Consider the following 8,966-nt stretch of genomic DNA (forward strand, 5'->3'; position numbering starts at 1 on the left):
CCCGCTGTCCGCGCTGCTCGGCGCGGCGCTGCTGGTCGCGGCGGACGCGGTGGGCCGGGTGGTGCGGGCACCGGCGGAGGTGCCGGCCGGGGTGATGACGGCGTTGGTGGGAGTGCCGGTGCTGGTGGTGCTGGTCCGGCGCCGGGGAACCGCCCTGTGAGCACCACCGGCGTCACCGTCCTGCGCCCCCGCCCCACCATCTCCCTGCTCCTGCACCGCCGTTCGGCCGTCGTCGCCGTAACTCTCGTACTACTGCTGGTCGTTGCGATGGGCGCCGCCGCCTGTCTGGGCCAGACCTACATCTCGCCGGCCGAGGTGTGGCACACGCTCCGTACCGGATCGGGGCCCTACGAGCTCGTCGTGGACGAGTTGCGGGTGCCGCGGATCGTGCTGGGGGCGCTGGTCGGGGTGGCGCTGGGGCTCGCGGGGGCGCTGGTGCAGACCGTCACCCGGAATCCGCTGGCCAGTCCGGACGTGATCGGGGTGGGACACGGTGCCGCCGCCGCGACCGTGCTCGCGCTGTCCACCGGGCTGGTCGCCTCGCCCGGTGCGATGCCCGTCGTCTCCGTGGTGGGCGGGCTCGCCGCCGCCGCGCTCGTATATGTGCTGGCGTGGCGGCACGGGATGCAGCCAAGTCGGTTCGTGCTGACCGGAGTTGGTATCGGGGTCGCGCTGTCGGCCGTCGTGCAGCTGTATCTCGCCGACAGTGAGCTGGAGGCCGCCGAGCAGGTGAAGCTGTGGCTGACGGGCTCGCTCAACGGGCGCGGCTGGGAGCAGGCGGAGCCGCTGGCCGTCGTACTGCTGGTGTGTCTGCCCGCGCTGGTGTGGGCGAGCCGGGCCGTACGGCCGCTGGGGCTCGACGCCGATACGGCGGCCTCGCTCGGGGTGCGGGTGGACCGGACTCGGCTCGCGCTGACCGTGCTCGGGGTGGTGCTGGCGGCGACGGCGACCGGGGCGGCCGGGCCGATCGGGTTCGTCGCGCTGACCGCCCCGCAGTTGGCCCGCCGGCTCACCCGTACGCCCCAACTGCCTTTGCTGTGCTCGGCGTTGACGGGTGCGGTGATTGTCGTGACGGCGGATCTCGCTGCCCGCACGGTGCTGCCCCCGCTGGAGGTTCCGGTGGGGGCGCTCACCTCGTTGGTCGGGGGGCCGTATCTGCTGTGGCTGTTGGGGCGGAACAGGGTGGGGGGCTGAGGTTCGTCGGCGGCTGCGGGGCCGTGGGGGCTGGTCGCGCAGTTCCCCGCGCCCCTAAAGGTCGGACCAGCACAGCCGTTTTTAGGGGCGCGGGGAACTGCGCGAGCAACCACGACGCACCCGCACTCGACAGCGCACCGCACCCCGCACCCCTGCTAAAAGCGACGCAGTCAGATCGTGGCGGTGTCGATCACGAAGCGGTACCGCACATCGCTGGCGAGGACGCGCTCATACGCCTCGTTGATCTGATCCGCGGAGATCAGCTCGATCTCGGCGCCGAAGCCGTGCTCGGCGCAGAAGTCCAGCATCTCCTGGGTCTCCTGGATGCCGCCGATACCGGAACCGGCGAGGGTCTTGCGGCCGCCGATCACGGAGAACAGGTTGAGGGAGACGGGCTCCTCGGGGGCGCCCACGTTGACCAGCGCGCCGTCCGTCCGCAGCAGCGAGAGGTACGCGCCGAGGTCGAGCGGAGCCGACACGGTGGAGATGATGAGGTCGAGGCTGCCGCGCAGTTCCGCGAAGGTCTTCGGGTCGCTGGTCGCGTAGTAGTGGTCGGCGCCGAGCTTCAGGCCGTCCTCCTGCTTGCGCAGGGACTGCGAGAGGACGGTGACCTCCGCGCCGAGCGCGTGCGCGATCTTGACGGCCATGTGGCCGAGGCCGCCCATGCCGATGACCGCGACCTTCTTGCCGGGGCCGGCGTTCCAGTGCTTCAGCGGCGAGTAGGTGGTGATGCCGGCGCAGAGCAGCGGGGCGGCCACGTCGAGGGAGATGCCCTCGGGGATGCCGAGGACGTAGTTCTCGTCGACGACGATCTTCTCGGCGTAGCCGCCGTAGGTGGGCTCGCCGTCCTTGCCGACGGCGTTGTACGTGCCGACGTTGCCGCCGGTGCAGTACTGCTCAAGGCCCGCCTTGCAGTTGTCGCACTCGCGGCAGGAGTCGACCATGCAGCCGACACCCACCCGGTCGCCCACCCGGAACTTGGTGACACCGGGGCCGACCTCGGAGACGATGCCGGCGATCTCGTGGCCGGGCACCATCGGGAAGATGGCCTCGCCCCAGCCCTCGCGGGCCTGGTGGATGTCCGAGTGGCAGATACCGGCGAACTTGATGTCGATCAGGACGTCGAACTCGCGGACGGCCCGGCGCTCGATCGTGGTGCGCTCCAGGGGAGCCTTGGCGGCGGGGGCTGCGTATGCGGCGACTGTGGTCATGCCGGAACACTCCTAGGGGGATGTGCGCCCGGCTGCCTTCCGGCCGGGCACATCCAACAGCCTGCCTGAAAGTCCCACGGCTACCCAGGCCACGCTTCTGCGTACGTCCGCTGTGCCTACCACCAGCGAGGTCAGGCTCTTGGGCGTACGACCGGGAATACTGGACCGTATGGACGAACACCCCGAATCCGCGACCGAGCCCCCGGCCCCCGGCCGGCCGCTGGACCGGCGTGCCGAGCTCAGCGAGTTCCTGCGCACCCGGCGGGCCCGGCTGAAGCCGGAGGACGTCGGGCTGCCGGACTTCGGGCGGCACCGCAGGGTGCCCGGGCTGCGGCGCGAGGAGCTGGCGCAGCTGGCCGGGGTGTCGGTGGCGTACTACACCCGCCTCGAACAGGGCAACGGGCGGAACGTGTCGGCGGAGGTCCTGGACGCGATCGCCCGCGCGCTGCGCCTGACGGATGCCGAGTCCTCGCACCTCACCCACCTGGCGAAGCCGAAGCAGCACAAGAAGAAGCCGTCGGCCCCGGCCCAGCACGTGCGGACGCCGCTACGGCAGCTGCTCGACACGATCGACACGGTCCCGGCGTACATCTCGGGCCGCCGCACGGACATCCTGGTGTGGAACCGGATGGCCGCGGCCGTCTTCGGCGACTGGTCCGAGCTGCCGCCGCAGGAGCGGAACTGGGCGCGGCTGGTGTTCCTGCGGCCCGAGTACCGGGATCTGTACGTGGAGTGGGAGCAGAAGGCGGTGGACATCGTCAGCATGCTGCGGATGGACGCGGGCTGCTATCCGGACGACCCGCGGCTGTCCGCGCTGGTGGGTGAACTCTCCGTGAAGAGCGAGGAGTTCAGGCGGCTGTGGGCGACCCACGACGTCAAGGAGAAGACCTACGGCGTCAAGCACCTCCACCATCCGCTGGTCGGTGACCTCTCCCTGCACTTCGAGGGTTTCCGCCTGTCGGACGGCTCCGGGCAGATCCTGGTCACCTACCACGCGGAACCGGGCTCCCCGTCCGCCGACGCCCTTCGCCTGCTGGCGAGCTGGGGCGCGGACGCGAACCGGGCGGGTGCGTCGGCCGACCGTCCCGGGCTCACTCCGTGACGCCGAGGTCCGCCCGCGTCGGCCGACGGCGACGTCACCCCTGGTAAGGCGGCATCGACCCCCAACTCCAGCGCGGCACCGGCTGCTCGGCCGGCGACTGCGCGTCCGGGCCGGAGAAGTACACCGCCAGCCGCGTCCCCCACTCCACATAGGCGACGAACGCCGAACGGAACTCCGCGTCCGTCGGCAGGCCCGCGTCGTCCGCAGCGTCCTGGACGAGGTTGACCCAGCGGCGGCGCTGGGGCTCGCTGATGTTCTTGCCAAAATGCTTGGCGACCATGTGGCCGTGGCCGCCCTGGGTCTCGGAGTAGGCCGCCGGACCGCCGAAGACCTCGGCCAGCCAGAGGGCGACGTGCGCGGCGTGTTCGGGGGCCAGGTCGGTGAAGAGCGGGGCGAGGAGGTCGTCCTTGAGGACCTTGTCGTAGAAGACCTCGGTCAGCCGGGAGAAGGCCTCGGCGCCGCCCGCCCAGTCGTACAGGGTGGGGACGGCCGAGCCGTTGCCGCGGACCGGTGTCGGCTCGTAGTGGCGCATCTCCTCGATGTTCTCGACGTAGGGGCCGATCTCGGCGAGGAACGGCGGGAACAGCTCCGACCGGCGGAAGCCCTCCAGGTGTGCCTCGGTGGACGTCCAGGTGATGCGCAGGACGAAGTGCGCTCCGTTCTCTGCGTACTCCTCGCAACGGGCCAGTTCGTACGACACGCACTGCGGGGCCGCGGCCAGTTGGCGTGCGGCGCGGGTGTAGGCGGCCAGGAACTCCGCCGACCGCTGCTCGGGGATGCGGTACCGGATGTACTCGACGGTCTGGGCTGTCATGGGGCCACGGAAACACGAACGGCCCGCCGGAAGCTGCACTTCCGGCGGGCCGTTCGCTGTCGGCCTACTCAGGTACTAGCGGCTCACTTGCCGTAGTACGCGTTGTAGATCGAGATCGTCGACTTGTTGCCCTTCTTGTCGGCGATCTTGGCGTGGAAGGAGATGGCCTTGCCCTTGGCCGGGTCGGTGACGGTGATCTTTCCGTTGACCACGGTGACCTTCTTCCAGGTCTGGCCGTAGTCGTACGACACCCATACGCCGAGCGACTTGAGGTTGCGGCCGGCTGCCGCGCCCTCGACGGTGACCGGGAAGGTCACCTTCTTGCCTGCCTCGACGCGGTTGTCCGGGCCGGTGACCGCGTGGAAACGGGCCGTGGAGACCGGGAGTTGGGCGACGGTGGAACCGGACGGCTTCTTCGAGGAGAACGTCCAGCTCGCGTCGATCCGGGTGGAGGCGGCGGCGATCTTGACGCTGCGGATGACCGAAGTGGTCAGCTTGTAGGCGGCGTTGGCGGCCGGGACCTTGAACGTGCCGTCGCCGAACAGCGGGTCCTTGTTGGAGCCGACCTTGCTGCCGTTGCGGTACAGGGTCGTGTTCACCGAGGTGAACGTCGACGAGCCGGCGTTCCCCTGGGAGTCGGCGAACAGCGGCAGGAACCCGGAGATCTCGTTGCCGCTGCGGAACACGCCGTAGCCGGTGGTGAGGTGCGGGCCGAAGACGGCCGTGTTGAGCGTCCGGGAGTAGGTCTGGCCCCCCTTGAAGTTCTGCGCGGCGCCCAGCGTGTAGTAGGCCTCCGCGATCGGGAAGCCGTCGGCGTCCCGACCGGCGTCCTGCTCGAAGTTCATCCCCCACAGCACCCCGTCGATCGTGGAGACGTGCAGGGTGCGGGTGCCGGGCAGCTTCTGCTGAACGCCGATGGCGGAGCCGCCGAAGCTGTCGGGCAGGTAGCCGAAGGCGCTGAGCGCACCGGTCTTGCCGCTCGCTCCGGCACCCATGTGGGCCTTCACGGTGGCGAGTTCACTCGCCTTGTAGTGCTTGGTGTAGCCGGTCGCGAGCTTCTTGACCTTGGCGCCGGTCGTGGTGTCGTACTGCTCGTCGGTGCCCTTGACGAAGTGGGCGTCCCACTGCTCGGACAGCGAGCCGTCGGTGACCTGCGGACCGAGGTGCGCGGTACGGAAGTTGTCGTACGTCTCCAGGAGCCAGCCGAAGGAGGTGCCGCTCCCGTCCGGCGTCGTGATCGAGTAGGCGGGCGACGCGAAGGCCGACTCGGCGCCGGTGTCCGGCACCGTAATGTCGACCGGCCTGGCCGTACGGGCGTCGATCGTGACGGTGGTGTCCTTTGCGATGTCCAGCTTGGGCCGGGCGAGCCAGTCGGCTCCCTTGGCCGGGTCCATCGGGTCGACGAAGATCCCGGTGTCCAGGACGTAACCGCCCTTGGGGACACGGACCTTGACGGTGCCCGAGGCGTCGTACGGGCTGAAGAACTCGCCGTTGCCGAGGCCGGAGAGGCCCGCCACCGAGGCGTCGTAGTACGGGGCCGGGGCGCCGTCACGGCCGATGAACTTCAACGTGAGGTCGTACGACTGCACTTCGCGCACCACGGCCGCGGCCGTACGGACGCTCTGCCCGCCGCCCGTCGCCGTCACATACGCGGAGTAGGCGCCGTCGAGCGTGCCGCCCAGCTTGGTGTTGACGGTCAGGCCGACCGAGGCCTTGCCGCCGGCCGGGACGGTCACCTTCGTCGCGCTCGGCTTGAAGAAGCCGGAGGGGGCCGTGTGGCCCTTGGGGTCGGTGGCCGCCACCGTGAGGCTGAGGGTGACGTCCTTGGTGCCGAGGTTGCGGTAGGTGAGCTGCTTGGTGACCGGGGTGTCGTCGGTGTGCGGCCACTGCTGGACGCCGAAGCTCTCCGACACGGGGTCGGCGATCACGGTCTGCTTGATGGCCTTGTCGACGGCGATCCGGCCCGAACCCTGCTGGAACGGCGTGTAGTTGCCGCCCTTCGCAGACCCGGTCAGCGCGCCCTTCAGCTCGGCGTAGCCCCACGTGGGGTGCTCCTGCTTGAGGAGGGCGGCGGCACCGGCGACATGCGGGGTCGCCATCGACGTACCCGAAATGGTCAGGTAGCCGGGCGGGTTCTCGCCGACCTCCTGGTCGATGAGGCTGCCGGGGGCGGCGGCGGCCGTGATGTCGACGCCGGGCGCGGTGACGTCCGGCTTGATGGCGCCGTCGCCGAGGCGCGGACCGGTGGAGGAGAAGTCGGCGAGCTTGTCGTTGCCGTCGACCGCGCCGACGGTGATGGCCGCGTCCGCGCTGCCGGGCGAACCGATGGACTCCGGGCCCTCGTTGCCCGCCGCGATGGCGAAGAGGATGCCCTTCTCGGCGGAGAGCTTGTCGACCTCCGCCTCCAACGGGTCGATGCCCGGGGTGTCCTGGCCGCCGAGGCTCAGGTTGACGATGTCGGCGCCCTGCCCGGCCGCCCACTCCATGCCGGCGAGGATGCCGGAGTCGTCACCGGAGCCGCTGTCGTCGAGGACCTTGCCGCTGAGGATCTTCGCGCCGGGCGCGACGCCCTTGTACTTGCCGTGCGACAGCGCGCCGGTGCCCGCCGCGATGGACGCGACATGCGTGCCGTGCCCGACGCGGTCCTTCGTGTCGGCGGCGGTGGAGAAGTTCTTGGCCTCGATGACCTGCGTCTTCAGGTCCGGGTGGTCGGCGTCGACCCCGGTGTCCAGTACGGCGATCTTGACGCCCTTGCCGGTGTAGCCGGCCGCCCACGCCTTGGGGGCGCCGATCTGCGGCACGGACTTGTCGAGGCTGGCACTGCGGACGCCGTCGAGCCAGACGTGCGCGATACCGGCGGCCGTACGGTCCCCGTTGGTGAGGGCGTCCCACAGCTCGTGGGTGTCCTTCTGTGGGGTCTGGACGGCGTCGGCGTTCAGGGTCTTCAGGGAGCGGCGCAGCGTGCCCGCGTCGCGGACGTCGGCCCTGGTGGCGGTCGCGGCGCCCTGGTAGCCGACGATGACCTTCAGGCCGGCCTTCTGGGAGGCGCGCTCGGCGGACTTGTCGAGTTCGGTGATGTCGAAGAGCCGCTGGTCGAGCTTGCCGGTCGCGACCAGGCGGGCGGCGTCGGCGGGTATGACGAGCGTGTGCCCGGCGATCTTCCGTACCTGAACCGGTATGTGCTGACGGCCCTTCGCCGGCTGGAGGCCCACGACCCGGCCCTTGGCATCGACGGTGACGCGGTCGCCGGTGATCAGGGTGAGGTGGTGTTCGCCGGCCAGCCGGGCCTGCGCGGCACCGGCCGTACGCTGCGCGGAGCCGGTCGTGCTCCGCGCGTCCTGTTCGGGCTTCGCCGACGCCGGGCTGGTCATGCCGGCGGCGAGGGCGACGGCGGCGGCCGTGGCGACACCGGCCGCGTACGCTCTCTTCACTTGTCTGCGCAAAACTCCCCCTGGAGCTCAGGTAGCGGGCGAATTTCCCCATTCGCCCGGCCGGGGGAAAGTTCGCACACCTGCGCGTACACCCCCCGGAACACGCAGTATGCCGAGGGGTGATCAACCGCTTCAAGAGATGAGAGGAGGGTGAGAAAGCACAGCCGCAGAATGTTACGAGCCCGCGTGAACTCCGTTACCCAGTCGACGGGTTCAGCCCGCGAGAACTCCGCTACGGAGTCTCCTGCTCCGCCGAACTCCCTTGCACCGCACCGGAGTTACTTGGACGCCGCGTTCTCCTTCACCGTGATCTTCCCCTTGCGGATGGTGGCGAGACGCGGGGCCTTCTTCGCGATGGCGGAGTCGTGGGTGACCATGATGAAGGTCAGCCCGTGCTCCTTCCACATGCGCTCCAGTACGTCCATGATCTCGTCGCGCATCGACTCGTCGAGGTTGCCGGTCGGCTCGTCGGCCAGCAGCACCTTGGGCTGCTTGACCAGCGCGCGGGCGATGGCGACACGCTGCTGCTGCCCTCCGGACATCTCGCCGGGGAGGTGGTTGGCCCGCTCACCCAGGCCGACCGAGACCAGCGCCTCGGCGGCCCGTTCACGCCGGATCTTCGCTTTCAGGCCCAGCGGTACAAGGGCGGTCTCGACGTTCTCCTGCGCGGTGAGCGTCGGGATCAGGTTGAAGGACTGGAACACGAACCCGATGTTCTCGCTGCGCACCTTGGTGAGCTTGGCCTCGGACAGCTTCGCCAAGTCGACGCCGTCCAGGACGATTTCGCCGGCGGTGGGCCGGTCGAGGGCGCCGATCATCTGCAGCAGCGTCGACTTGCCGCCGCCGGTGGGGCCCTGGATGACGAGGCGGTCGCCGTCGCCGATGGTCAGGTCGATGCCGTCGAGGGCGTGGACGGTTTCCTTGCCGCGTGAGTAGAGCTTGGTGACGCCTCTGAGTTCGTACATGGTGCAACTCCTGGGGAAGTAAAGGGGGTTGGGGCCCGTCGCGGGACGGACCCCATTACGCCGTCATTTGTCTGCGGCTGCGTTGTGGCTGGTCGCGCAGTTCCCCGCGCCCCTTAGGGGGCGCTGCAGTTACCGGTGTTGACCAGCTGCTCGCTACTCGACGCGGCGCAGGGCGTCCGCCGGGCGCAGCCGGGAGGCGCGCCAGCCGCCGAAGGCGCCGGCGATCAGACCGCCGGCGACTGCCAGGCC

The 8,966-nt window shown here is 70.0% G+C and carries 7 protein-coding genes; 3 read left to right on the forward strand and 4 right to left on the reverse strand.

Annotated elements, in window-relative coordinates; genetic code table 11:
• Both R6V09_RS38620 and R6V09_RS38625 read left to right on the forward strand, forming a co-directional pair.
• On the forward strand, nt 1-160 hold a 160-nt coding region (locus R6V09_RS38620), incomplete at its 5' end, for an iron chelate uptake ABC transporter family permease subunit (protein ID WP_317886152.1).
• A complete protein-coding gene (locus R6V09_RS38625) occupies nt 157-1,194 on the forward strand; it encodes a FecCD family ABC transporter permease (RefSeq protein ID WP_317886146.1) in 1,038 nt (345 codons plus the stop codon). The genes R6V09_RS38620 and R6V09_RS38625, both read left to right, overlap by 4 nt.
• A 170-nt stretch (nt 1,195-1,364) precedes the next feature.
• On the opposite strand, the gene R6V09_RS38630 is transcribed toward R6V09_RS38625, so the two are convergent.
• On the reverse strand, nt 1,365-2,405 hold the full coding sequence (locus tag R6V09_RS38630; RefSeq protein WP_317886147.1) for an NAD(P)-dependent alcohol dehydrogenase: 1,041 nt from the start codon (nt 2,403-2,405) through the stop codon (nt 1,365-1,367).
• A gap of 169 nt (nt 2,406-2,574) precedes the next feature.
• Here R6V09_RS38630 and R6V09_RS38635 point away from each other — a divergent pair, with 169 nt between their 5' ends.
• Complete coding sequence (locus R6V09_RS38635) at nt 2,575-3,507, forward strand: helix-turn-helix domain-containing protein (RefSeq protein ID WP_317886148.1); 933 nt, start codon at nt 2,575-2,577, stop codon at nt 3,505-3,507.
• Nucleotides 3,508-3,541: 34 nt separating this feature from the next.
• On the opposite strand, the gene R6V09_RS38640 is transcribed toward R6V09_RS38635, so the two are convergent.
• The 3 genes from R6V09_RS38640 to R6V09_RS38650 all read right to left on the reverse strand — a co-directional run bounded on the left by R6V09_RS38640 (nt 3,542) and on the right by R6V09_RS38650 (nt 8,717).
• Complete coding sequence (locus R6V09_RS38640) at nt 3,542-4,321, reverse strand: group II truncated hemoglobin (protein WP_317886149.1); 780 nt, start codon at nt 4,319-4,321, stop codon at nt 3,542-3,544.
• An 83-nt stretch (nt 4,322-4,404) separates the two neighbouring features.
• Nucleotides 4,405-7,752, reverse strand: coding sequence for a S8 family peptidase (locus R6V09_RS38645; protein ID WP_317886150.1), 3,348 nt, complete (start codon nt 7,750-7,752; stop codon nt 4,405-4,407).
• A gap of 278 nt (nt 7,753-8,030) precedes the next feature.
• A complete protein-coding gene (locus R6V09_RS38650; protein ID WP_317886151.1) occupies nt 8,031-8,717 on the reverse strand; it encodes an ABC transporter ATP-binding protein in 687 nt (228 codons plus the stop codon).
• Nucleotides 8,718-8,966: the final 249 nt, after the last annotated feature.

Source organism: Streptomyces sp. W16, from assembly GCF_033194735.1.
In the GTDB taxonomy this organism is placed as follows: Bacteria; Actinomycetota; Actinomycetes; order Streptomycetales; family Streptomycetaceae; genus Streptomyces.

What these genes read in the sequence shown, in the direction of transcription:
- R6V09_RS38630 (WP_317886147.1), bottom strand. Translation starts at nt 2,405, where the DNA reads ATGACCACAGTCGCCGCATACGCAGCCCCCGCCGCCAAGGCTCCCCTG.
- R6V09_RS38635 (WP_317886148.1), top strand. Translation starts at nt 2,575, where the DNA reads ATGGACGAACACCCCGAATCCGCGACCGAGCCCCCGGCCCCCGGCCGG.
- R6V09_RS38640 (WP_317886149.1), bottom strand. Translation starts at nt 4,321, where the DNA reads ATGACAGCCCAGACCGTCGAGTACATCCGGTACCGCATCCCCGAGCAG.
- R6V09_RS38650 (WP_317886151.1), bottom strand. Translation starts at nt 8,717, where the DNA reads ATGTACGAACTCAGAGGCGTCACCAAGCTCTACTCACGCGGCAAGGAA.